Consider the following 21,523-nt stretch of genomic DNA (forward strand, 5'->3'; position numbering starts at 1 on the left):
CTCGTCCACACCCCAGGTTTAGCCCGGGTCCCCGCCTTAAATCATGCCAAAGGACGTCTGTCAAATACCAATTGAACATGAAGCACGATCCGGGTGCGAACTCTACAAATGCCCTCTTCACAACAACGGGTAACTGAATTGGGTGCCTAAGACGTTTGTCGGCCCGCACGTTCGCCAATTGCGTAGTGAGCGCGGATTCAGTCAGGACGAACTGGTTCAGATACTGGATACCGCGTTATCTTATCTCAATCGGATCGAACACGACATCCACCCGTTAACGGTGGGTGTATTGCTGTAAATCGCCAAGGTGCTCGGTGTGGACGAGACCTTCTTCGTCCCAAACGAAGACATCCGGCTGGCGGCCGAGCTGTGTGAGGTGACGATGGACCGCGATCTAGACATCGGCATCGACCCGCGCGAAGTCGTCGAAATAGTCAGTGCCCATCCGGGCCTCGCCCGCGTGGTGGTCAAACTGCACCGACGCTATCGACTCACCACTGCACAGCTGACCATCGCGACCGATCAACGTTTCTCCGGCGACAGCGGTTCAATCACCATGCTGCACAAAGAAGTCCGTGACTACTTCTATCAACGCCAGAACTAACCACACGAGCTGGACACCACGACTGAAGACCTGTCGACCCAGATTCGGCTGCATCACAGCGGCTGGGCTCGGGGGCTCACTGAGGCCGAAAGAGTACACATCACCAGGCGGATCGATCTCGATGACAACGTGTTGCACCGCAGCGGCCTCACGCTATCAAAACCAACAAGAACCCCATCGTTGGATTAGCAGGTGCTCAAGATGGCCGCACAATTAGTGTATCTCGAGTTCGGTGATCTGATCGCCAGCTTGGTTGCCGAAAGCAAATTCACCAGCGACTAGTCGCAATATCCTGCCCCAGATCGGGTTAGCCAATTACTTCATCGCAGCCGCGGTGCTGCCCTATTGCCAGTTTCACGACCTGGCAGAGAACTCCCGCTACGACGTCGAACGGCTGTGGGTGTTCTACTCAGTGAGCTACGAAACCATTGAGCATCGGCTTTCGGCACTGAAGCTACCGTCGATACGGAACGTGCCCTTTTCGCTCGTCCGGATCGACCAAGTCAGAAACATGTCAAAACATCTAGTCGGCCAACGTTTTTAACGTATCCTGCAGCGGCGACACTTACCCGCTGTGGAACGTCTACAAACGTTCCGCCAACCCAGACAAGATCTTGGTGCAAATCGGCGATGCACTCGAAGTGCATAACTACATGTGGGTGGCCCGAACCGTCAGGCGCCGAGCCACCCGGTATGGTCAACCCAGTAAAGTCTTCGTGATCGGGCTAGGTTGCGAACTTTGTCAGGCACATCGGCTCGTCTACTCGGAAGGACTCGACTTGTCAGAAGACCTAGGTAACTTGGGAAATATCGCCACATCAACCGGCGAAGGTTGTCGTGTCCGCGAACATGAAAACTGTCCGGAGCGGATGTTCCCCGCTTTAGGGCGGGCACTCGATCTCGACGCACACCGCAGCACGATCTCCCCGTACCTGGTGAAGTAAACGTGAGCAGCGGTACTGACACCGGCCCGGTCGGTCACATCCCATCGGGTGGCCTGCGCCAGCTGGGACCAATCAACTGGATTATCGCCAAGTTGGCCGCACGCTCGCTTTGTGCACCCGAGATGCATCTATTCACCATCTTGGGGCAGCGCCAGGTACTGTTCTGGACATGGCTGGCTTATGGCGGCCAATTACTGTCGGGAAAACTGCCCCGCGTCGATACCGAGTTGGTGATCCTGCGGGTCGCGCATCTGCGCGCTTGCGAATACGAGCTGCAACACCATCGCGGCATGGCCCGTAAAAAAGGTCTGGATGCGAACATGCAAGCCATGGTTTTTGCTTGGCCTGACGTTCACGTTCCAGCAGGCGGCGGGTTGAGCGTCCGGCAACAGGCCCTGCTGGCCGCGACAGACGAGTTCATCAAGGACCGAAAGATCACTAACGGTAGCTGGCAGCAGCTGGCAACTCACCTAGATCGACATCAACTTATCGAATTCTGCATGCTGATAAGCCACTACGACGGACTCGCAGCAACGATATCCAGTCTCGACATACCTCTAGACAACCCACGCTAGTCTTGACAGACAGACGTTAGCACGCACAGCGAACGGTAGCCCACCGACAGGATTTAAACACTTGCTGACCGTCGTGGTGTTGTCTCCAGTCGAAGTAGCCATTAAAACAACATAGCACCTAGCTGGTAGCCGCCCCGCCGATGACGTCCACCACGGTCTCGGGGATGTCGCTGCGAATCAATCGGCTTCCTCCAGTCAAGGTTGACTGCTGCTCAGAAGTTGATCATATGACCGATCAGGCCATGAAAGCACTCCTGCAGTGCTTCCGACATCGTCGGATGCGTATGCACGTTGCGTGCTAATTCGTTGGCCGTCAAATCCCATTTCTGCGCGAGCGTGAGCTCCGGCAACAGCTCGGACACGTCATGTCCGATCATATGTCCGCCTAACATCTCCCCATACTTGGCGTCCGCAACGAGCTTGACGAAACCGCTGGGGTCACTCACGCCATGCGCTTTCGCATTGGCGGTGAACGGGAACTTGGCGACTACAACATCATAACCTTCGTCTCGGGCCTGCTGCTCAGTCAGCCCGAAACTGGCCACATTCGGCTGACAAAACGTCGCACGCGGCATCATGCGGTAGTCACCGAGCGCCGAAGTCTCCACGCCAGCGATGGTCTCTGCCGCAACCAACCCTTGGGCTTCGGCAACGTGGGCTAGTTGCAGTTTCCCGGTGACATCGCCGATGGCGTAGATATGAGAAACAGTGGTTTGCATATAGTCACCGACACCGATGGCCTTGCCGTCGGTCAAAGTGACCCCGGCCTTGTCGAGTCCGTAGCCGTCGACGTTAGGCGCAAACCCGATAGCCTGCAATACCTTATCGGCTTTGAGTTCTTGGGATTGTCCGTCCTTTTTGACGGCCACCAAGACATGCGAACCGTTGTCGGAGATGGACTCCACTTTGGTTCCGGTTAGTATCTTGATACCCAGCTTCTTGAACTGCTTCTCGATCTCCTTAGACACCTCGGCATCCTCGTTGGGCAGCACACGCGGCAGGAATTCTACGATCGTCACATCGACACCGTAGTTCTTCAGGACGTAACCGAATTCCATACCGACGGCCCCGGCGCCGGTGATGATGATCGAGTCGGGCAACTCTCGGGACAGGATCTGTTCCTCGTAGGTCACCACGTCGGCCGATAGCGAGGTACCGGGCACCAGCCGAGTACTGCTGCCAGTGGCGATGATGGCATTGTTGAACGTGACCGTTTCGATGCCACCGTCGTTGAGTTCAACGGACAACGTGTTGGCATCGGTGAATCTGCCGTAGCCGTGTATCTCGGTGATCTTGTTTTTCTTCATCAGGAAGTGCACGCCGGCGACGCGGCCCTCGGACACCTTGCGGCTACGCGCGTAGGCTATCCCGTAGTCGAAGCTGACGTCGCCACTGATACCAAAATTTTTCGCGTCTTTGGTGAAGATGTGCACGAGTTCGGCATTGCGTAATAATGCCTTAGACGGAATGCAACCAACGTTAAGGCAGACCCCACCCCAGTATTTGGGTTCGACCACCGCAGTACCCAAGCCAAGCTGTGAGGCACGAATGGCAGCGACATATCCACCCGGACCGGCTCCGAGCACAACGACATCATAATGACTCACGGCCACTACCCTAGCGGCCAACTAAACGATAGCCCCAAAATGGGTCACGCGCCAATGCGAACACGCAAACCGAGATCATCGGGACATCAACACCCACCAACCCGTTTGCAGCAGTAGTAGCCGTAGAGAAGCACCGCCGCAGCGACAGAGACAAACAGCCCCGACATCACCCCGAGCGTCAATACTGCGATCAGCGGCTTGTCGGGTGCCATCGCCAGCATCACGCCTTTCACGGTGCACCCGACAACATAGATACCGACGCTGCCATATTGATTATATAACACCATCAATAAAAAATTCTAGGGTGAGCTCGACATCCGCAGGCGGCGATGCATACACCGAGGACTGCCAAAACCAATTTCCATCACTTCAGATACTGGTATCGACCGGGCGCCGTGGTCAGTACGGCAGCCGACTCGGCCGCTAAATACTCGTCGCCTGCTGCCGGGTCAGACTTCTCTGACCTGACGGCGAATGACAGCGGGTACTAACCACTAAATTACCAAAATCTAGCACTAACTACGGCCGACTCATCACCGATGCAGAAATCCAGGACAAACGGTTCGGTTCCTGGACTAAGCTCGAGATCTTGGCCGACGTTTTTATCAGCCACAAGACGCCACTTCGATAGCAACGAGCACACAAAACCACCCTGACGCCAACGCGAGGATGAACCTGCCCAGGATCGTTACCCAACGATGCCCGGAAAACAGAATCAGCGGCAGACCGGTCACACGAGGAATCCCGACCATCAGAGCAATGGCGGCGTCGGGCCGGATCTTCTGATGAACCAACACGGTGCACGCTAACCCCGCAAGCAGCTAGGGGAGCGGAAAGGTAACCTCGGTAACGACCTTACTGCTGTTACCAATGACCTATACGGCATGTTCCCGACACAACTGCATGCTTCAAGTCCACCACCTGGCCGCGACTGAGGAACCGCACGCCCTTCGGCTTTTCCAAACCGAACCCACCATCACGGCCCTGGACCACGTCGATGACCAGCTAAGCGCGTTCTTCTCCTTAGAGAATGGGCCTGGTACTTCGTGCCCAAAATCCACACCGGGACTCCTTCGCCGATGACGAAATCGGCAAGTTGGTAGCACATCAGCGATATTCCGTCGCAGCAGCCACCGTACTGGTGAAACAGCACCGGAACATGCTGGTCCTATAATCTGACCAGTAGCGCAGCAGTGGCTACCGTGATGACGACAAGCCGCTGAAGGCGTCGGTAGGGCACCCTGGGAGGCAACCATCAGAAGAATCCTCGATCAGAAAAAATCCCAGCGCCTTGTCTGAATGAGATACCAGCAGGTTTTGATCCGCTAGTAGTGATCAAGCATCATCTCATGGGTTTCCCAGCCGAAATAGGACTGCTTGCAACCGCAGAAAGCCGTGTAGGTGCGGATAGAAATTATAGTAGTTAATTCACATCCGGCCGGCCTGAATATCCTGGGCAGCCTGGTATACGTATAGTGCCATCTCGGCTCCATACATCAGCACCGAGACCATAAAATGATGTCGTTGGCAATATTGATCGCGTCGTCATGATCAGCAAACGGTTACAACGCAACCGTCGGCCCAAAGACTTCCTCCTGTAAGACCCACATCTTATTGTTGCCGGCAAAGATCGTCGGCTGCACGTAAAACCCGTCTGCCAGGTCCCCACCCAGATCGGCACACTCGCCACCGGTGGATTAGGACGGCTTCCTCGTCCTCGCCGATCTGGATGTAAGACAACACTTTCTCTTCTCCAGCTGATCGGGGCAAGCCTGAGAATCCAGCATTATCTCGGTGTCCAGCAGATCGCCCTGCCGGAACGCTTTGGTTCGTATCGCCGTCAGTTCCAAGAACTCATAGTAAATATCAGCCTGAATCAGGTTGCGCGATAGGCAAGTGCACACTTCACCATGGTGGAGGGTGAACATGGTGAATCCCTCGAGCACCTTAGTGTTAGAAGTTGTCGTGGACGGCCAGCACCTCGGAGGAGAAGATGCTGGGGTTCTTGTAACCGAATTCCAGGCTGACCGGGACCAGACTCTGCGAAACATACTGCATGATCAGTCATCCGGTGGTGGCCTCCCCGATGAAGGCCACCTTGGCGATCCAGTCGCTGAATGCCAGCGGCTTGCTAGCTTCGGCACCGAAGCCGTTTACGACATTGACCACACCCGGCGACAACAAGTCACCGATGAGTGACAAGAGGTAGAGCATTGACGCCGGTGTCTGTTCGGCCGATTTGAGCATCACCGCATTGCCGGCCGCCAACGCCGGTACCAGTTCCCAGGAGCCCAAAAAATGAGGAAGTTCCACTGAATAATCCGCTCCAACAAGCCGAACAGCTCGTGGAAACGGTAGGCTGCAGTGTCCTAGTCGATTTGCGACAGCTGGCCTTCCTGGTCATGGATGGCGCAAGAAAAATACCAGAAATGTTCTGCTGCCAAAGGGATGTCGGCGGTCAGTGTCTCCCGGGTCGGTTTGCCGGTATCCTAGGATTCAGCCAGTGTCAACGCGGTTGTGTGTTCCTCGATGTGATCGGCGATCTTGTTCAGGACCACTGCCCATTCGACAGGGGCGGTCTTACTCCAGGACGACGTCACGGCATGCGCAGTGTCTAGCGTCTTTTCGATGTCGGTCTCGTCAGATTGAGCTACCTCGCAAAACGTCTGGCTGGTAACCAGTGTCGAATTCTCGAAATAACGGCCTTCGGCGGACGCCATCCACTGGCTTCCAATGAAGTTACCGTACCGGGATTCATACGACATTGACGTCCCCGCGGAAACCGGACGTGGGAAGATAGTAATTGGCTCGGCTCCTCGTTCGACCTGCATTACCAAATTTCACCACCCAAGATGTAATCCAATTCACACTAATGTCGACGCTGCAATGTCCTCCATAATTTCAGGCACTATGCCAGCAACCCCCGAGGACTGCGGCGATGCACCACGCTCGCGAATTATCGCGCCGACTTTTCTCAAGTGAGACGTACTGATCGATATAGATCAACTAGGGCGAATTGACAACCAAAAAAAATGGGCGTGAACTGATGCTAACGTGATTGAATCCGACCACACGCGTGCGCTGGTCAACACCTCTCGAGACAAAGCGGACACACCCATTGTACGTGAAGTTTACATGTTGACAAGTTAATTCGTTGACCACGAATTCGAACTACCGGAGGACAAACTATGAAGTATTCTGGGCAGACTAGGATATCGCACTGGTGTAAAATGACTTTGGCGCATACTAGCTCGCTGGATCCTGCTATCCTCGCGTGACTAAGCGATAGTATCGCTGCCCATCGTTGGCCGGCACAGAGACTATACTTCGATTAAGATGAGCTACGATGTCCGAAGATTTGCGTCAGTGGATCGGACACCGATCTTCAAAAAACCTGCAAAATAAGAGCATTTGACTTCTGCAACTACGAACTCTACGAACTGCGCGACTCGTAGCTGCTTCGCATCGACAAAACCGCCTATGCTAGCACGTAAATCCATTTCATTTTGTTGCTGATTGAGCTAGGAATCGATTCGATTTTTGGCACCAACATTTATACAGTAAGATTGCTTCTGCCCTTTGATTATTACGACTTCTTCTCCAGCACAGCAAAACTGAGCATGGTATTCGATCTTGGTGAGCACACAGTGTTAAACGCACGATGCGTAGACTTGAAACCTGCTTTTGATCGTCACGCTTGCTGACGTGGTCAGCCACATCGATATCACTACGCCAGGTAGCTGGCAGCACAAAACCACTGGCAGACACCCTGGCAGCTACCAACATCGTCATCGTCGCCACATACGATCACGGCAACGAATTATTTTTAAAATCCATCATATTCGACACACCATCTCGATCGATGCGCTGCACGTGCAACGGACAACTAGATCAAATCCATTCTGATCAAGCTTTCTTCGAAATTAAAAAATCAACGTGGCAAAATATTTCGTACTATCAGATGATGGTACGTCGCTCCCGCACTTCGTGGTTCGTCCTAGTTACACCAAAAGGACCTGGCACACACTGCTCAGCGGCTATAGCGAGTTCAAATTATCCAGCACACTGAGATATGGAGACGTCCTAAGCCTGCTGTGACTGGCTGACCGGGAACCTACGTACTAGCTAATATCCCTGGCGGCGTTGGGTATGAGACCAGCTGGAACACACAGAACATGCGTGAGAGTCGACACAAGATAGCCGAGGACTTCATTGCGATGGCAACCGCTTTGGTAAACCGCGGCATCTTGTGCGTCGAACAGCTAAACGTACGCGGCGGCGGCAACGGCGGACTGTTGATATGTGTCATACTGGCCAAATATCCAGAAAAGCTCGACACCCTCATCTATAATACGTCACCCACTGGACATGCACCGTTACCACCGACTGTTTGGCCTGCACTTCCTGGATGGCCGAGTACAGTGACCTAGACAACCTTCACGACTGGAATTGCATCGCCGAATATTCGACGTATCAGAATATTTTCGGTGACCCAGAAGTATCCACTGGTACTGTTCACCACATCCACCCGCGACGACCGGGTGCACCCCGGCCATGTTCGCGCGATGACCGCGGCCTTCAAGCCACCGGTCACCGGAATCTGGTACTATGAAAACTATAGAGGAAGGGCATACTAGCGTGGCCAACAACGCGCAGGCCACGTTCCAGGCGGCGCTTACTTACGTGTTTCTGCATCGCAGGTTAGGAGGCTGGCTCACGCAGCACTCCACAGCAAAGAGCTTGATCAACAAGTCAAAACTGATTTCGCTACTGCTACAACTAAAGCCGAATCCGGTGCCAATTTCGAGACCCTGCTATATACGACCACCAGTCCAGCCGCCACCATCATGTTGCACCGTCCGGAGCACCTCCATACCATTGGCCCACCCATGTCCGACGAGATCGGGACGGCCATCGGGTTGGTCAAGTGAGACCAAAACATCAAAGTCATCGTATTGCGCGGCGCCTGACGAGCCTTTTCCAGCAATTGGCAAAGCCATGCTGACCGACGGACAGTGGGATCCGATCAAGGAGGTCGCGATGGTTACCGCTCGCGAAACTGGATCGACGTAAGAAATTCATGATCATCTGACGAGCCTCAAAACCGATGGTCGTGCAAGTGCACGACTGGTTCGTCAACGGGTGCTAACAACTACGTGCTGTGTGCCGACATAGCCATCGCCAGCAACGACGCGGTGATCGGTACTCCATACAGCCAGATATAAGGATCCGATCTGATCGGGGTGCAATAATGCCAGTTTAGCCTTACCGAGGGTCAAGTAACACTCGCTGACAGGCCGGCCGTTGACCGGTATCCAGGCCACTGCAGTCGAGCTGATCAACGAGTCGATGCTGTTCGAGCGCCTCGAAACAAGCGTCCCCGATATTGACGCCGAGCTAGCATGAATATCGTTGTCGTAGGTAGCAGGCACAGAAGCTGATCTTTAACTAGGCCTACGAGAACATGGTCCTGGCGTCTACCCAGATGCTGGGTAGCCTAATGCGCAACACCCCCGATGCACTCGACTGCATCCGCACCGCATAAAATACAGTGGGATATGGGTCATGGTCGTAGGATGAGACGTGCTGTTCGGCGATTACAGCTAGGCCCCACCCGAACTACGGCTCGACCCTAACATAATTATCTTTCCTGATGGCGATGACTAGTGAGGCAGGCTACGAGTCTGCTACCCAGGCATTCTTCGAAGCCCCGAAACGAAAAGGTTACGGTAATAACCATGTCTCAGCTGAGTGCCAGTCTGCGTGCAGGCACTGTTTTCCTCGCTCTTGGTATCACTGCTGCGGCCTTCCCAAAGTCCTCCCTGGCCGACTCCACGGAGGACTTTCCGATCCCCCGCAGGCAGATCGCCACCACCTGTGATGCAGAGCAGTATTTAGCGGCCGCCAGGGATACCAGCCCGATCTACTACCAGCGGTACATGATCGATATGCACAACAGGCCGGTTGATATCCAACAGGCCGCGATCAATCGTATCCATTGGTTCTATTCCTTGAGCCCCGCCGATCGTAGACAGTACTCCGAGGATACAGCGACGAGCGTCTACTACGAGCAGATGGCCACACATTGGGGAAACTGGGCGAAGATCTTCTTCAACAACAAGGGCGTTGTCGCCAAAGCCACCGAGGTGTGCAACCAATACCCGCCCAGAGATATGTCGGTGTGGAATTGGCCGTAGCCCTGTTCCGGTCGCGACTGGGCGCTGCAACCGCCAAATCGATCTCTATGTTATAAGCAATTCGTCGAATTGCCCCTGTCGAACGAGCAGAGACAAGTGGCGGCTACCATGCTTTGGCTCACTTACCAAACTGCTCACCACCAGGACTTAGATCGTACCCAATCACATTTATTGTTGATAGAATCACAGTCAGCGCCGCACCGACCCATCTCAGTGCGAGCGAAGCAACACTCGCCGCATGACCTAAGCACCTGACAACGAGATCGCGGACACGTTTACGTACTTCAACTCGTATTAGTTCACCTGCCAATCCGAAACGGGCTGCACCAACCGAGCCAACTACATCGTACACAGGCACGCCGTCGATAAATGCAGCAATCTAAGCCTGGACTCGGGTGAAAACTATCGTCAACATTTTATGTATCAGCTGTATGTGCAGCCTCAGAATCAACGTTCTGCGGCAGGCTAGTAATTGACTCGTACACCAGGGCGTATACTATCTGACGTAAAAAGTTCAACTGAACGACATAAATCCACAACACCGTGCAGTTAACTAGCAGAGTAAGTTTAACAAATTCGCCGTCAGTAGTGCGATGTGATTACCGGGAACAAATCGGTGTTCGTGGTTTAGGCCACTTTATTCCTATCCCTAGGCAGTAGTAGTGCAAGCACAATTGGATGGGGTCCGTATGGTCGAAGTAGTCGATTAACTGGCCAAGTGCGTACCTGTTTGCGGCCACCAGAACCAACATCCCAGTAGGATGATAATTGAGATTATTATAAATGAACGCACGATCAAGGTGTCGAACAAAAAGTCCAGGCTGACAGTGGCACTAAACTGCCTAATCATCTTCAAATGGTGGCGGCAAACACTAGATCCGCGGACGTCACCACAGCATTGATGCCGACCATCACCGGACAATTCCAGTCTCCAATCCGGCATGGATTTCCTCTGGAAAACTGAAAACCAGTAACAACTTGTAATCCGATACCACCGCCAAGAGCAAAATGACAGACATCGTGAACACCACCCATAGTACGATTCAAAGCCGATTGTGTTCTGCCGGATTAGGGTGGACAGTCCAAAAGATGCATCCGACGAAAGCAGCACGGCTCCCACAATGGTGATCGCGACCACCAGGTTTCGGGTAATAATCAACATTAACGATCAAGATGAGAATGGACGAAGTTATTCCCGCGATCAGTAAGTCATACTTGGATCCGTCACGCATATTTTTGTACACTGAAGCAGTTTCGGCAAGGTAGATTTTGGCGCTCTCCAGCCGGGTCCTCTTGATGGCTTCTATAGCCGTGCTCTATGATCGGATCAACCTGTGAAATGCTTTCGCGGGTAGCGGGATCCCTTGCATGGAAAAGATAAAGCGGGTCGCGGGTCCATCCGACGAGAGAAACATCTTCAGACCGTATTTGAAATTGGGCTTGTCGAAGACCTCCGGCAGGATATAGAAGGAGCATCGTTCTAAGCGACATCGAAAACCTTACCCATCGCCGTTGGGTTTTTGTATAATGTCCATCTGAGCATACAAAAGCGACAATCCAGCTGTGCATGGTCAGTATCATGATCTTAATCGTCGTCCTGGCAGTAACCATCGGCGGTATTTGGGCGAGCATCCTCGACATCAACCAATCCAGCTCGTCTATGCCGCCGGTGCAAACCACGAAATTTTTGGTTATTTGATCCAATCCGTATAAGATATCGAAATATCGATCACAATTATCCAAAAGCGTACGTCGAAGTAATGTCTTCCCCAGTATAAGTAGCTACGAATCGTACTCTAGAAAGCATCAAAATCGGCAATTGTGATCTCGTAATCATCTGGTAACTATGACCATTGCATTGAGTAAAATAGGTCCTATGAAATGCAGTCTCAACAATCTTCGATATGGTATCGAATATGTGCTATATATATCAATAAACTGCTGCATTATGTTGACCTGCTTAAATATGTCCGCCATGTGCTTACAGGTACTGTTGGTTCTCGACTTGCGTTGTGTTTTTATGCTGATTTGGAACATTATGGATGTGTTTGCGATCGCCGTTCCCAGCGGTCTGATCATCGCCTGTACTCGCACAACACCGAGGATATGGAAGATGCCCCTGGTGATCCGGCTCAACGCCGGCATATTAGCCGGATTACGCATGTCGTGGTCGGTCTCGACCGTTAATAATTCCGGATTAATCTGGGCATGGTGAAAGTTTTTGTCCTCGGTGGCATAGCCAATTTTCGGACCTGGTGCTGACAAGCAAATATCTGTGAGCGTCATAATTGGTCTTGCACCCCAGGTAAAGCGAGCAACTCAATAAGAACAATCGCGACCGACATAACTAGAATCGATTCAGGCTAACAGACGATGGCAGTTCTCACTCGTCGAGTCCTCATCTTTCGTTTGGGGTCGAATAGACGGAAGAAAATGCCGATAGGAAGGAGGCCATTCCTGGCGTAATCGCGGTGATCACGGCGACCAAAAATTCTCACGGCGCACAGCACACCGAGTGTCTGGAAAATAGGACAACTAGGTGAAACTAAGGGAATACATCGCACCAACGATAATTAGACTTGAGTCGATTACAACGTGAGCGGTTACCTGGAACATGGTGTAGAAATTATTTTTTCTCGATCCCTATTGAGAGCACATACCTCTTGATATCATTAAAGAACGAATTACTGTATAGTCCGTTCCTATCGCGATGGCCATGAATACGAGCAAATTAACCGCGAGTTGACAGCTCAATCATGTTGATGTAAGCGTAGGAAAATGACGATTTTCCGAGCCGTCATGAGCTCAATTCCTATAATCACGAGTGCCAGTATTACCTGAACAATAGAGCGGTAGAATAAAGACAACATCTCGATGATCATCTTCCTGGTAATCCTCGTGACCCGTTGCACCCCCTTCTCACCTGCTGTTGACTGATCGACAGTCAGTGCCGCAGCGCCAGTCATTTAAGCCTTGACGCCCGGCGGCACCAGCATACCGTCCACAATGTGCCGGAAAGCCTCGACAGACTCGTCGGTTAAGCTCTCACCCTGGTTACCGGCAAGATACATTTATTATATAGCTCGCCGGCTGTCTTGCCGTCCCAACTTTGCGACCCAGCCACCGTCAGCGAATCCCCCAGAAGTCCTAGATGTGCTTTTTAATCGCCAAGAACTTCCTGATCAGCTCGTCGTAATAGTTATGGGCCTAATTGCCGAGCTATTTATCGTCTTCCAGAACGATACTTATCGCACTGTCAGTGTTGAACCCGTTAAACACTTGGCCGACCCGCTTCATCGCCTGCACAGACAGCGCATCGTGAGGACTCATGGACACCAGGTGTTCTTTTCCGGCGACATCCAACGATAGGCCAAAGACTCTGAGGACAACTACAAGCCCCACCCAGAACAGGAAGATCGGCAGCGCAAGCTTATATAGCATCCACGCAAAAACTGGCACGTTCGAGAGCTGCTTAACCGGATTATCGGTCATTCAGATTTCACTATACAGCAAGGTCTGAGCATTCACCCCACTCGTCGATCTTTCGTCTTTGACCACATCGTTGACGATGATCAGGCAGTCGATCTGGTCGCTATTCACCCTGCGCCACAACGCTGACACTCACCGACGGAAGTGTTGTGGTGAGCGAAAGCGTACAGGACAGGAGCACGTTACTTACCCGCTGCGGCTAAGCGTTGACGTCCAGGTAATTGATGTTGGCCACCGTACCGACGGAGACTATAAGCTTGGCGGACTACGTGCTAGGTATCAGACGGCTTGACGTCATCCGAAATGCCGCTAGTAACGCACCTGATTGTCGTGAGTGTCGAAGAAGCTGTGGAACCAATAAACACTAGAGCCCTGCTACCGCAGCCATGATCACAATCCACACTTTTCGTACCGCGGTGGCAACCGTAATCTTAACCATCCAATCACCGTCCACGCATCGAGCGCTCGACCACCCATTCGACTTCTGGCCCAGGTGTGCGAGCCCGCGAAAACGCCCACCAGCTGGCCATCTCACCAAATGCTTCGTTGTGCTAAATATCTTAGCCGCAGCAGCCAGGCGGCGTATGGAATGGCCGCATCCCGGTCGCCGGGGCCCAACGCACCGGTGATCAACGTCACTTGCCCCGTCACAACACAGCCCCTATCTCTGCTCACTGCGATCCGGAGATGGGGCCGATACAGGTGGCTGCTTAGTCGACTCAGCGCAGCGGCAAAGTCATAGTTCCATTCGGGTGGGAGGACCTCCGGTCCCTCAGCATGTTCGGCATAGGCGTCAGTGAGCCGCTCCGGGGGTTGCGATTTACCACACGGTAGCCGCCAGAAAGTAGGAGGCCAACAGAATGGCGAATGCACTCGAACGCCCTAGCGCAGGCAACGCATGCTGGATTACGTCCGCCAGGGCGATCACAGAAGCGGTACTGGTCCGTTTGAACTCGACGTCCACTTCGTACTCAAGATACAGGTGCAGACTGATAAGCAGATCACAGAATAGCGTGTCGGTGGCCAGTCCGTTGGCCAATGTGGCAGCCATCAGCGATAACGACATCGGACCAGTTTTCGCTAACTTTTCACACACCATGCTCGACCACTACACCCAAACTCTCAGTAGCGAGGTGAAGCAAGATCTCTTTATTGGGAGGTAGAGTAGTGACACACCGCAGAATAGCGAATTCCGGCGCAGCTGGCGACAGCAATCAACGTCACCGACACCACATCAGTCTCGAGCGGCCAGTAAACGGACGGCTTCCACGAGTGCTGCCGCCCACTAACGCTTGTTTTTCTCAGTGCGGGCGCGCTGGAACTTAAGTTGCGCCACTGCCAGTGGCTAACGCACAGGGTGTGATTTGTCGGTGGCAAAGGAACTTGCCATTACGCATGCGATATACGTTACGCTCGAGGAGCGTGACAGGAAGGAGGCAGTGGCAGGCTCCGTGATTTACTTTGGCGAGTCTTGGTTGTATTCCGGCCAAAGCGCTTTCGACTCGGGCCGACCATCGCAGGGCTGCGGTAATCCGGGATTGTGGTGCGGACGGTCCGGCGCGACAATCTGACGTTGAACTTGATCGAGCGGACAACGGGTCGTCAATGTCCAAGTGCTAACGGGGTAAGGGGATTCCAATTTTCAAGTTGTTGTCCCGGATTTGGATTCCACTTGTCGTTCTGGCGGTGCTTGTCGTCGGGGGACTCGTCGTGAACCGCGTCCACGGTTATTTCGCCTCCGAGAAACGCGAGTCCTACGCAGACAGCAACCTGGGAAACAGCAAACCGTTCAACCCTAAGCAGATTGTTTACGAGATCTTCGGCCCACCGGGAACGATCGCAGATATCAGCTATTTCGATGTCAATTCCGACTCTCAGCGAGTCGATGGGGCACAATTGCCGTGGTCGTTACATATGACAACAACCTTGGCCGCAGTAGTGGGAAACCTTGTGGCGCAGGGCAATGCCGGTAGTATCGGTTGCCGAATCACGGTGGACGGCGTGGTCAAAGCCGAGAGAATTTCTAACGAGGTCAACGCCTACACCTATTGTCTGGTGAAGTCCGCGTGACGACCACATACGCGAATCACTTTAACACGGACACCGAACGACCGTTCATCACAATGATGACCCGCCGACTTGCGGTACCGATCATCTTGGCCTGGCTGGCCATTGCCGTCGCCGTCAGTGTCTTCGTCCCATCGCTAGAAGACGTCGGGCAAAAGCATTCAGTCTCGCTCAACCCGAAGGATGCGCCTTCATACATCGCGATGAAGAAGATGGGCCAGGCCTTCAATGAAGGAAATTCCGATAGCGTAATCATGATCGTCCTGGAAGGCGACAAGCCGCTCGGTGACGATGCTCACCGGTTTTACGACAGCTTGATTCGTAGGTTGCGGACCGACAAGCACGTGCAAAGTCTCCAAGACTTTTGGGGGGACCCCCTCACTGCGCCTGGAGCTCAAAGCAACGACGGTAAGGCCGCCTATGTACAATTGAGTCTCGCGGGTAGCCAAGGTGAGCCGCTGGCTCAAGAATCCATCAATGCGGTCCGCAAAATCGTAGTGCAGACACCTGCACCACCAGGGATAACGGCCTGGGTCACTGGGGCGTCGGCCTTGATGGCGGATATGCACTATAGCGGCGACAAATCCATGATCCGGATCACCGCAACGAGTGTGATCGTGATCCTGGTGATGTTGCTGCTCGTCTACCGATCGCTTACCACCGTGTTTCTGCTGCTGTTCGCGGTCGGAATCGAATCGGTGGCGGCGCGGGGAGTCGTCGCGCTGCTCGGGCATACCGGGCTCATCAGTTTGTCCACCTTAGCGGTGAATTTACTCACGTCCTTAGCCATCGCGGTCGGTACCGACTACGGGATATTTATCATCGAGCGCTACCAGGAGGCCCGCCAGGCCGGCGAGGACAAGGAAACGGCCTTCTACACCATGTACCGGGGAACCTCCCATGTAATTTTGGGCTCTGGGCTGACAATTGCCGGAGCGACTTTTTGTCTCAACTTCACCCGGATGCCATCTTTCCAAACTCTGGGCGTCCCGTGCGCGGTGGGGATGCTCATCGCCGTGGCGGTCGCACTCACCCTGGGGCCAGCGCTGCTGTCGGTCGGCAGCCGCTTCGGCTTTTTTGAACCCAAACGGCTGATCAAGGTCCGTGGCTGGCGACGGGTCGGCACCGTGGTGGTCCGCTGGCCGCTGCCCATTCTCGTTACCACCTGCGCCATCGCCATGGTCGGCCTACTGGCTCTGCCCGGATACCGAGCCAACTACAACGACCGGGCGTATCTACCCACATCCACCCCTGCCAACCAAGGATTTGCAGCCGCGGATCGCCATTTCCCACAGGCCCGGATGAAGCCTGAGATTTTAATGATCGAGTCAGATCATGATATGCGAAACCCGGCAGACTTCCTGATCCTGGACAAGCTGGCCAAAGGAATCTTTCATGTTCCAGGAATCTCCCGGGTCCAGGCAATAACTAGACCTGACGGAACGGTAATGGATCATACATCGATACCATTTCAGATAAGCATGCAAAATGCCGGCCAAATACAAACTATGAAATACCAACGAGATCGGATGAACGACATGTTGAAGCAGGCCGAAGAGATTACTAAGACGATTGCCACGATGCGACGCATGCACCAATTAATGGCACTGCTAACCGAAAATTCTTATCGCATTGCTGGCGATACTGTAGAAATGCAAAAAATTACTAATAAACTGCGTGATGAAGTTGCGAACTTTGATGACTTATGGCGACCAATCCGCAACTATTTTTACTGGGAAAAACATTGTTTTGACATTCCAGTTTGCTGGTCGTTTAGATCGATATTAGACGCGCTGGACGGCGTGGACCAGATTGACGAGAAGCTGAACTCGCTCGTTGGTGAGATCAAAAACTTGAATCTGCTGATGCCGCAGATGTTGGAACAGTTCCCGCCGATGATCGAAAGCATGAAGAGCATGCGAACCATAGTGCTGACCATGCACAGCACCATGTCCGGAATCTTTGATCAGATGAACGAGCTGAGCAACAACGCCAATGCGATGGGGAAGGCATTCGACGCCGCCAAAAACGACGACTCGTTCTACCTTCCACCCGAAGTCTTCAAAAACGCCGACTTCAAGCGCGCGATGAATTCGTTCCTATCATCGGATGGGCACGCAGCTCGCTTCATCATTCTGCATCGGGGAGATCCCGCCACCGCTGAGGGTATAGCAAGTACCAACGCGATACGCACGGCTGCCGAGGAGGCACTCAAGGGAACTCCATTGGAGGACGTCAAGATCTACCTGACCGGGACGGCGGCCGTCTTCAAAGACATCGATGAGGGTGCCAACTGGGATCTCGTGATCGCGGGGATTTCGTCGCTTTGCCTGATTTTCATCATCATGTTGATCATTACCCGAGCCTTTGTAGCCGCCGCTGTTATCGTAGGTACAGTCGCACTTTCATTAGGTACGTCCTTTGGACTGTCCGTGTTGCTCTGGCAACACATTCTCGGTATCGAATTGCACTATATGGTACTTGCGATGTCTGTCATCGTGCTGTTGGCGGTGGGATCTGACTATAACCTGCTGTTGGTATCACGGTTCAAACAGGAATTCCATGCCGGCTTGAAGACCGGCATCATCCGTTCGATGGGCGGCACCGGCAAGGTCGTGACAAACGCCGGGCTAGTGTTCACGTTCACGATGGCATCCATGGTCGTAAGCGACTTGCGGGTGATCGGACAGGTGGGTACCACGATCGGTCTGGGCCTGCTGTTCGACACGTTGATCGTGCGCTCGTTCATGATGCCGTCCATCGCAGCGCTGCTGGGACGCTGGTTCTGGTGGCCGATGAGAGTGCGTTCCCAGCCGCTGCGGACCCCGGCGGAATCCCATCCAAATCGTTCCCTGGCTTACAGCGACTAATGGTGACCGCCCAGGCTCGGTGTGCGTCGCGGTCGGTCGCCGCGGACCACCCTTAACCTCGCCCGACCCGAATAGCAGTACGCACAGGATCGCACTGACCAGATTTCTGGGTGACCTGATCACCGAAATATCGCCGTTGCATCTTGTCGGTACTTCCGATGGTGTTCTTGTCCCGTTTAGACAGCACCTAATAAGCACCCACAGCAAACGTTTAGCGATGCGCCCATACCTGGTGATTGCGGGGCCTAGTCTGCAGCTTCAACGTGATCACCCTGGCCGACTCTGCACTATTGCCGATCTTGCATCTGCTGCAGGACGCTATCCAGTGAGCCACCCTGGTGACTTCTGGTGCTGATCGGCGTGGGATTGACCTTTCCGCCACTGCAGCACTTGCTCGAGCTGCCGTTCGCTCGCATACCATGCAATCTGGCAGGGAGCCAATTCGAAGAAAAACAAGCGGTGTCGAGCTAGGACTAACGTTGGGCGCGCTGTAAGTACCGTACGCCGCTCAGGTGCTAGCCATAATCGTGGTTGTCGGCGGCACGACATCAATCGGGATGGCAACGCTCGTGCCGGCCACGACGTTCGCAGCCAGCACAGCGCTGCTGTTGCTATTTCTCGCGCTGGCCAAAGTGGTACGTATCCGAGTGTGGTCAGCCCAAAATACAAATCACAGGCCGAATAACCATGATTAGGGCTGGCGTTCAACCTGCCCACAGTACTACAGCACGCCGTCCACCAACTACACGGTGGCGATGTAGAAAGGCATCGGAGCCAACCAAGCTGAAGTTGGGCGGCACAGTAACGGGGGCAACTGGCCACCTATACCGACGGCACTGCCCAGCTGCAGCAACATGATTCCGCACCGACCTTAAGTGGCATCATCGAGATGACCTCAATCCCCCAGTCGGCACCCCGATCGACCTCGCGTGATTATGGGGCAAGATGACCTCGTCAACTTCTGGTCGTACTCGTACATCAACTGTCAACGCGCTATCAACCACGTGGTCTACTGACACCATCAACATCGCGCTAACGGGTTTGTGGTCATAAGAGTGTACCTCCCTAGAATTAGGTCTTCAAACGGGTTCTCACCAATGTGGCCAGTGGTGCTGCCCCGTTGCAGATCAACTACTCCGTCGCACTCGACAACAATTACACCGTGTGGGAACTAACAAAACCTGTACTGGCCCACCGGATATCTAATCGACGCGATAGAAACGTTTTGCCACACTAAGTTCGACGAAGGCAACTACAACACCACCGAAAACTGATCCGCCAACTGCCTGTCGCCGTCAATCCAGATGCTCGACTACCGGCCCGGATATAGTCGGTCGAAATCCGACTCACGTCCGAAATCTATCTAGGCGTTTGCAAAACCGGCAACTACGGCAACCAAAGCAAGCATCAGGTGGAGAGCGCAACGTTCGAGTACCCACCCGAGTTAACCTACGACGCATTCGCCCTACGCGACGCCTGGACTTTAAACAACCAGGACGCCATCGTCGGCAGTAGTGGCATCATCTTGGCATAACCAGGGATCAAAAAACGACCGCGATGCCGATCAGCAGACCTCTCGTCTTGCGTCCGGCCGTGGCTGATTGGCTGTACTGGCAATACGTCGTTGTGTTACTTGGCAATGCAATGTCGGACATGGTCTAAGCCAAGGCAGGCAACAGTCGCGACGATGAACTCCGGTTGCCTCAGCCGCAGCAGGTCATGAGAACCGTGGTGACATACGCTATACTAGCTCTCCGCTATCGCGCTGTCGGCTCCGTCTTGTCCGAGCAGGACTAGGTCACACTTTATGAGACTCTATATATACATTTGGGGATGTAGTCGGGGTCTGAGGCTGTCGGTGTCCAGTAGTGATCTGGCGATGTAATGGGTGAGGTTGCGGAACCCGAGGGCGGAGCCTTGGAAGTGTTCGAGTCGTCCGTTGATAGCTTTTGGTCGGTCGAAGAGAGTGACATTCTTTTCAAGATCTGTCCGAGGGTTATAACCTCCCTGAGCGTCTTGGGGACTGCGTAGCGTACGGATACGATGAGCTTGACCATCGTTTCGCGTCTCTTTTTCTTGTCGGGTTTGCGGTAGGCAGTGATCATTCGCTGTTAGATTTCCAGGCGGCTTCGACCTCGACGTGGGCGTCGCCGGCGAACGGCACGGCTTTTACTTATCGGCGAGCAGGTCAGCGTCGGTGTACAGGGAGGGTACGTTGTGCCGCATACAGCGGGTCGGTTTTGCGACCATGGCACCCACAGATGGCCTGTTGGACGTGGCGACGACGCTGGTCCAGCGCGTCACCGGCCAGCCTTACGTGGAGGGGGTCCGTGACCGCGAATGCATCCGGTAATTCGCTCAGTAGCGGCAAGTAGATTCTTCTAGCGCAACAATTTCTACATCATCATGTCAGGATTTCAGTAGGCTGGACAGCCACTGTTGGAACACTGTCTTGAAGCGGTCTTCGACCATGTCGAGCAGGCGTGCCGGGTCAGTGCGTCGCGAATAGTGGTCACGCTGACGTTGATCACCGTGACGTGCTTGTCACCGCGACGGGTGTGGAACCATACGTATTCATCGACCTCGATCACTCGCACGTTGTCGAAGTCGGTCCGGATAGTTGATGTGAGTTCGCTTGCTTTCGACCAGGACCGCATTGTTGGCAGTATTCCATTGCACCCCAAGGCCTTTAGCCACACAGATAACCGTCAGGTGCTGGCACACAATAGTTTCTAAAGCTCACCGGCAGACCCTGGTGCGATAGTTTTTCTCGAGGCAGCGTGATACTGCTAGTGTTTTGATGCCACACGGCTCACGCCCAGCGCACCGGTAGCGGCGCTATGGTAACCAGCAGAGTTGTGTGGAACGCCACTGCAGCGGTTCATGATCCAATTGCCGTATCACAGTGTTACGACAGGTAGCTTCCTGACCGGAGCGGCGAGACCACTAGGCCAACTTGACGATACAGCACGCAAAACCGTACAATCTCGAGTTGAGGCGTTGATCAGTAACTTCAAGCCCGAACTCATCAAAGTGGCAGAACTTTCTCAAATCAGCACAAGCTTAAAATAGCGTCAGGCACCTCAAGGTGTTGGCGTAGGAACCTTCATCATCGGAAGATTTCGATCTCTACCTGGCCAACGACGTATCAATTTACTTTACTACCCGCG

At 53.6% G+C, this 21,523-nt stretch carries 18 protein-coding genes and 8 pseudogenes; 10 read left to right on the top strand and 16 right to left on the bottom strand.

Annotated features, from left to right (window positions below):
• The first annotated feature begins 142 nt into the window (after positions 1–142).
• Both MUBE_RS05255 and MUBE_RS05260 read left to right on the top strand, forming a co-directional pair.
• Positions 143–1,548: pseudogene (locus MUBE_RS05255) on the top strand (helix-turn-helix domain-containing protein).
• A 2-nt stretch (positions 1,549–1,550) separates the two neighbouring features.
• The gene (locus MUBE_RS05260; RefSeq protein WP_116539745.1) at positions 1,551–2,123 is read left to right on the top strand and encodes a carboxymuconolactone decarboxylase family protein; all 573 of its coding nucleotides are present in this window, start codon (positions 1,551–1,553) and stop codon (positions 2,121–2,123) included.
• Positions 2,124–2,335: 212 nt separating this feature from the next.
• Here MUBE_RS05260 and lpdA read toward each other — a convergent pair whose 3' ends face one another.
• The 7 genes and pseudogenes from lpdA to MUBE_RS17335 form a co-directional block, all read right to left on the bottom strand.
• The gene (gene lpdA / locus MUBE_RS05265; protein ID WP_116539812.1) at positions 2,336–3,730 is read right to left on the bottom strand and encodes a dihydrolipoyl dehydrogenase; all 1,395 of its coding nucleotides are present in this window, start codon (positions 3,728–3,730) and stop codon (positions 2,336–2,338) included.
• Between the two features lie 86 nt (positions 3,731–3,816).
• Positions 3,817–4,017 carry a hypothetical protein gene (locus MUBE_RS05270; RefSeq protein WP_116539746.1) on the bottom strand — a complete coding sequence of 67 codons (201 nt, stop codon included), beginning with the start codon at positions 4,015–4,017 and terminating at the stop codon, positions 3,817–3,819.
• Between the two features lie 318 nt (positions 4,018–4,335).
• Positions 4,336–4,551, bottom strand: a pseudogene (locus MUBE_RS05275) (putative holin); the annotation flags it as partial.
• Between the two features lie 97 nt (positions 4,552–4,648).
• Positions 4,649–4,970, bottom strand: a pseudogene (locus MUBE_RS16285) (DUF779 domain-containing protein); the annotation flags it as partial.
• Between the two features lie 322 nt (positions 4,971–5,292).
• Positions 5,293–5,658 (bottom strand): annotated as a pseudogene (locus MUBE_RS18860) (aldehyde dehydrogenase family protein).
• Between the two features lie 136 nt (positions 5,659–5,794).
• Positions 5,795–6,043 (bottom strand): aldehyde dehydrogenase family protein, encoded by a 249-nt coding sequence (locus tag MUBE_RS18865; RefSeq protein WP_279386666.1) that lies wholly within the window; start codon positions 6,041–6,043, stop codon positions 5,795–5,797.
• Between the two features lie 176 nt (positions 6,044–6,219).
• Positions 6,220–6,450, bottom strand: a complete 231-nt coding sequence (locus tag MUBE_RS17335) for an aldehyde dehydrogenase family protein (protein ID WP_243632845.1) — start codon at positions 6,448–6,450, stop codon at positions 6,220–6,222.
• 1,404 nt (positions 6,451–7,854) lie between these two features.
• Here MUBE_RS17335 and MUBE_RS16290 point away from each other — a divergent pair.
• The 4 genes and pseudogenes from MUBE_RS16290 to MUBE_RS05300 form a co-directional block, all read left to right on the top strand.
• Positions 7,855–8,160: pseudogene (locus MUBE_RS16290) on the top strand (prolyl oligopeptidase family serine peptidase); the annotation flags it as partial.
• Between the two features lie 57 nt (positions 8,161–8,217).
• Positions 8,218–8,367, top strand: a complete 150-nt coding sequence (locus tag MUBE_RS16295) for a hypothetical protein (protein ID WP_207801660.1) — start codon at positions 8,218–8,220, stop codon at positions 8,365–8,367.
• Positions 8,368–8,577: 210 nt separating this feature from the next.
• Positions 8,578–9,337 (top strand): annotated as a pseudogene (locus MUBE_RS05295) (enoyl-CoA hydratase-related protein).
• Between the two features lie 131 nt (positions 9,338–9,468).
• On the top strand, positions 9,469–9,927 hold the full coding sequence (locus MUBE_RS05300) for a DUF5078 domain-containing protein (RefSeq protein WP_116539813.1): 459 nt from the start codon (positions 9,469–9,471) through the stop codon (positions 9,925–9,927).
• A gap of 706 nt (positions 9,928–10,633) precedes the next feature.
• On the opposite strand, the gene MUBE_RS19330 is transcribed toward MUBE_RS05300, so the two are convergent.
• Genes MUBE_RS19330 through MUBE_RS19340 form a run of 3 tightly spaced genes read right to left on the bottom strand, consistent with a single transcriptional unit; the run spans position 10,634 to position 11,171 of the window.
• Complete coding sequence (locus MUBE_RS19330) at positions 10,634–10,870, bottom strand: MMPL family transporter (RefSeq protein ID WP_341537697.1); 237 nt, start codon at positions 10,868–10,870, stop codon at positions 10,634–10,636.
• A complete protein-coding gene (locus tag MUBE_RS19335; RefSeq protein WP_341537698.1) occupies positions 10,839–10,946 on the bottom strand; it encodes an MMPL family transporter in 108 nt (35 codons plus the stop codon). Before MUBE_RS19335 ends, MUBE_RS19330 begins: the two co-directional genes overlap by 32 nt.
• Positions 10,947–10,970: 24 nt before the next feature.
• On the bottom strand, positions 10,971–11,171 hold the full coding sequence (locus MUBE_RS19340) for a hypothetical protein (RefSeq protein ID WP_341537699.1): 201 nt from the start codon (positions 11,169–11,171) through the stop codon (positions 10,971–10,973).
• Between the two features lie 731 nt (positions 11,172–11,902).
• Between MUBE_RS19340 and MUBE_RS17340 the strand changes: the two genes are divergently transcribed.
• Positions 11,903–12,142, top strand: coding sequence for a hypothetical protein (locus MUBE_RS17340; protein ID WP_243632846.1), 240 nt, complete (start codon positions 11,903–11,905; stop codon positions 12,140–12,142).
• Between the two features lie 535 nt (positions 12,143–12,677).
• Here the strand turns inward: MUBE_RS17340 and MUBE_RS17345 are convergent.
• From MUBE_RS17345 to MUBE_RS05320, 5 genes and pseudogenes are all read right to left on the bottom strand, one after another.
• Positions 12,678–12,893, bottom strand: a complete 216-nt coding sequence (locus MUBE_RS17345) for an MMPL family transporter (protein ID WP_243632847.1) — start codon at positions 12,891–12,893, stop codon at positions 12,678–12,680.
• 253 nt (positions 12,894–13,146) lie between these two features.
• Positions 13,147–13,419: a hypothetical protein gene (locus tag MUBE_RS17350; protein ID WP_243632848.1), complete on the bottom strand. Its 273-nt coding sequence runs from the start codon at positions 13,417–13,419 to the stop codon at positions 13,147–13,149.
• Complete coding sequence (locus MUBE_RS19960) at positions 13,420–13,548, bottom strand: MmpS family transport accessory protein (RefSeq protein WP_424399036.1); 129 nt, start codon at positions 13,546–13,548, stop codon at positions 13,420–13,422.
• The gene (locus tag MUBE_RS19965; protein WP_424399042.1) at positions 13,520–13,597 is read right to left on the bottom strand and encodes a hypothetical protein; all 78 of its coding nucleotides are present in this window, start codon (positions 13,595–13,597) and stop codon (positions 13,520–13,522) included. The genes MUBE_RS19960 and MUBE_RS19965 overlap by 29 nt, the downstream gene beginning before the upstream one ends.
• 490 nt (positions 13,598–14,087) lie before the next feature.
• Positions 14,088–14,752 (bottom strand): annotated as a pseudogene (locus MUBE_RS05320) (TetR/AcrR family transcriptional regulator).
• Positions 14,753–15,063: 311 nt separating this feature from the next.
• On the opposite strand from MUBE_RS05320, the gene MUBE_RS05325 reads away from it, so the two are divergent.
• The 3 genes from MUBE_RS05325 (at position 15,064) to MUBE_RS15565 (ending at position 19,887) form a co-directional block, all read left to right on the top strand.
• Complete coding sequence (locus MUBE_RS05325; RefSeq protein WP_116539748.1) at positions 15,064–15,486, top strand: MmpS family transport accessory protein; 423 nt, start codon at positions 15,064–15,066, stop codon at positions 15,484–15,486.
• Entirely contained in the window at positions 15,483–18,353 is a 2,871-nt protein-coding gene (locus MUBE_RS05330; RefSeq protein WP_116539749.1) for an MMPL/RND family transporter, read from the top strand. The genes MUBE_RS05325 and MUBE_RS05330 overlap by 4 nt, the downstream gene beginning before the upstream one ends.
• A gap of 1,357 nt (positions 18,354–19,710) precedes the next feature.
• Entirely contained in the window at positions 19,711–19,887 is a 177-nt protein-coding gene (locus tag MUBE_RS15565) for a hypothetical protein (RefSeq protein WP_243632871.1), read from the top strand.
• 281 nt (positions 19,888–20,168) lie between these two features.
• On the opposite strand, the pseudogene MUBE_RS05340 reads toward MUBE_RS15565, so the two are convergent.
• Positions 20,169–21,404: pseudogene (locus MUBE_RS05340) on the bottom strand (transposase).
• Positions 21,405–21,523: the final 119 nt, after the last annotated feature.

This window comes from Mycobacterium uberis (assembly GCF_003408705.1).
Taxonomy (GTDB): Bacteria; Actinomycetota; Actinomycetes; order Mycobacteriales; family Mycobacteriaceae; genus Mycobacterium; species Mycobacterium uberis.

Coding starts and splice junctions, on each gene's coding strand:
- MUBE_RS05270 (WP_116539746.1), bottom strand. CDS start 4,017: ATGGTGTTATATAATCAATATGGCAGCGTCGGTATCTATGTTGTCGGG.
- MUBE_RS19330 (WP_341537697.1), bottom strand. CDS start 10,870: ATGCCGGATTGGAGACTGGAATTGTCCGGTGATGGTCGGCATCAATGC.
- MUBE_RS17340 (WP_243632846.1), top strand. CDS start 11,903: ATGTGCTTACAGGTACTGTTGGTTCTCGACTTGCGTTGTGTTTTTATG.
- MUBE_RS17350 (WP_243632848.1), bottom strand. CDS start 13,419: ATGACCGATAATCCGGTTAAGCAGCTCTCGAACGTGCCAGTTTTTGCG.
- MUBE_RS19335 (WP_341537698.1), bottom strand. CDS start 10,946: ATGTCTGTCATTTTGCTCTTGGCGGTGGTATCGGATTACAAGTTGTTA.
- MUBE_RS05300 (WP_116539813.1), top strand. CDS start 9,469: ATGTCTCAGCTGAGTGCCAGTCTGCGTGCAGGCACTGTTTTCCTCGCT.
- MUBE_RS17335 (WP_243632845.1), bottom strand. CDS start 6,450: ATGGCGTCCGCCGAAGGCCGTTATTTCGAGAATTCGACACTGGTTACC.
- MUBE_RS17345 (WP_243632847.1), bottom strand. CDS start 12,893: ATGACTGGCGCTGCGGCACTGACTGTCGATCAGTCAACAGCAGGTGAG.